This window comes from Herbaspirillum lusitanum P6-12 (genome assembly GCF_000256565.1).
GTDB classification, from domain to species: Bacteria; Pseudomonadota; Gammaproteobacteria; order Burkholderiales; family Burkholderiaceae_D; genus Herbaspirillum; species Herbaspirillum lusitanum.
Window position 1 is genome coordinate 1 of record NZ_AJHH01000769.1, and the last position, 2,385, is coordinate 2,385.

Consider the following 2,385-nt stretch of genomic DNA (forward strand, 5'->3'; position numbering starts at 1 on the left):
ACGCGGCGGCAGTGGTATGCGGCTACTTCCTGCTGCGCGCGATCACCGGCCCGATGCAGCGCCTGATGGGCATCCTCGACGTGATGCGCGCCGGCGATTTTTCGCAACGGCTGTATTTCGAACGCCGCGACGAGTTTTCGCATCTGGCGGCAGGCTTCAATCGCATGACCGATGAACTCACCGCGCTGGTCGGCCAGGCGCAGAAATCCTCGGCGCAGGTGTCGACCTCGGTCACGGAAATCGCTGCAACGTCGCGCCAGCAACAGGCCACCGCCTCCGAGACGGCCGCCACGACCACCGAGATCGGCGCGACCTCGCGCGAGATCCATTCCACCTCGCGCGACCTGGTGCGCACCATGAACGAGGTGTCGGTAGTCTCCGAGCAGACCTCCGCCCTGGCCGGCAATGGACAGGCGGGCTTGACGCGCATGGAAGACACCATGCAGGACGTCATGGAAGCGGCCGGCTCGGTCAGCGGCAAGCTGGCCATCCTCAACGAGAAGGCCGGCAACATCAACCAGGTCGTCACCACCATCACCAAGGTCGCCGACCAGACCAACCTGTTGTCGCTGAACGCTGCCATCGAAGCCGAAAAGGCCGGTGAATACGGCCGCGGCTTCTCGGTCGTGGCGACCGAAATCCGTCGCTTGGCCGACCAGACCGCCGTGGCCACGTACGACATCGAACTGATGGTCAAGGAAATCCAGTCCGCCGTCGCCGCCGGCGTCATGGGCATGGACAAGTTCTCCGACCAGGTCCGCCGCGGCATGGCCGAAGTGCAGCAGGTCGGCACCCAGCTGTCGCAGATCATCGCCCAGGTGCAGGCGCTGGCGCCGCGCTTCCAGGTGGTCAACGAAGGCATGCAGGCGCAAGCCAACAGCGCCGAGCAGATCAACCAGGCGCTGCTGCAGCTGAGCGAAGCAGCCCAGCAGACCGTCGAGTCGCTGCAGCAATCGAGCCAGGCCATCGACGAACTGAACCTGGTGTCGAACGGCCTGCGCAACGGCGTCTCGCGCTTCAAGGTATCGGCCTGAGCGGCCGGCCATGCTATTCCTGATTTTCCAGATCGGCAATGAGCGTTATGCGCTCGACGCCGCCCAGGTGGCGGTGGTGTTGCCGCCGGCGCCATGCAAGCAGGTACCCGAAGCGCCGCCCTGGGTGCGCGGCATCTTCAGCCACGAAGGCAGCAACGTGCCGGTGCTGGACGTGAGCATGCTGGCGCTCGGCACGCCTGCCGCCGCGCGCCTGAGCACGCGCATGGTGCTGGTCCGCTACACGCCTGAAGGGAAAACGCCGCAACTGCTGGGACTGATCGTCGAGCGCGCCACCGATACGCTGCGTTGCGAAGCGGCCGATTTCACCGGCTCGGGCCTGGCGCACGACAATGCTCGCTACCTCGGCCCGGTCATGCGCCACGGCGACAGCCTGATCCAATGGGTCAAGGTCGCCGACATGCTCGATGCCGAGGTGCAGGCCTTGCTGTTTCCCGAGGAGAGCCCGGCATGAGCGCCAATGCTTCGCCAATTGTCCATGCTCGCCATGTGGCGGTCGAGCCGATCGCCGCCATGCTCAAGCAGCACATGGGACTGGACATTGCGTCGGTAGGCCGCGCACTGATCGAGCGCGGCGTGCGCGAACGCATGCATGTGCTGGGTCTGGCCGACACGACCGGCTACCTGGACGTGCTGCAATCCGGCGTGGGCGAACTGCAGGAGCTCATCGAACTCGTGGTGGTGCCGGAGACCTGGTTCTTCCGCGACCGCGAAGCGATCCTCGCCGTCGCGCGCCTGGCCCGCGACAAAATAGTTCGTGCGCCCAACGCCACCGTCCGTATCCTGAGCCTGCCGTGTTCGACCGGCGAAGAACCGTATTCCATCGCGATGGCGCTGCTTGAGGCCGGCGTGCCGCCCGCGCAATTCCGCATCGACGGCGTCGACATCTGCCACCGTTCACTGGCCGCAGCGCAGCGGGCCGTCTATGGACGCAATTCGTTCCGCGGCAAACAGCTCGACTATCGCGAACGCCATTTCACCTACGATCACGAAGGCGCCGGCCAGTACGACCGGGCGCTGGCCGAGGATGTGCGGCAGCAGGTCGCTTTCCGCTTCGGCAACATGCTGGCTGCCGACTTCATGCTCAATGAGGCGCCTTACGATTTCATCTTCTGCCGCAACGTGCTGATCTACTTCGATCGCGAGGTGCAACTGCGGGCGGTGCAGGTGCTGGAGCGGCTGCTCGACCGCGACGGTTGCATTTTCGTCGGTCCGGCCGAGGCCGGGCTGCTGCTCAAGCCGCATATCGAATCCATCGGCATCCCGCTCAGTTTCGGTTTTCGCCGCAAGAAAGCGGGGGATCGCGCGGACCTGCCGCCGCCGACGATCGTGG

3 protein-coding genes are annotated in these 2,385 nt (G+C 65.4%); all 3 read left to right on the forward strand.

The window, feature by feature from the left end:
* The coding region (locus HLUSI_RS0124815; protein WP_016836503.1) for a methyl-accepting chemotaxis protein at positions 1 to 1,034 on the forward strand (1,034 nt) is incomplete at its 5' end.
* 10 nt (positions 1,035 to 1,044) lie between these two features.
* Positions 1,045 to 1,506, forward strand: a complete 462-nt coding sequence (locus tag HLUSI_RS30630) for a chemotaxis protein CheW (protein WP_016836504.1) — start codon at positions 1,045 to 1,047, stop codon at positions 1,504 to 1,506.
* The coding region (locus HLUSI_RS0124825) for a CheR family methyltransferase (RefSeq protein ID WP_016836505.1) at positions 1,503 to 2,385 on the forward strand (883 nt) is incomplete at its 3' end. The genes HLUSI_RS30630 and HLUSI_RS0124825, both read left to right, overlap by 4 nt.

Coding starts and splice junctions, on each gene's coding strand:
- HLUSI_RS30630 (WP_016836504.1), top strand. CDS start 1,045: ATGCTATTCCTGATTTTCCAGATCGGCAATGAGCGTTATGCGCTCGAC.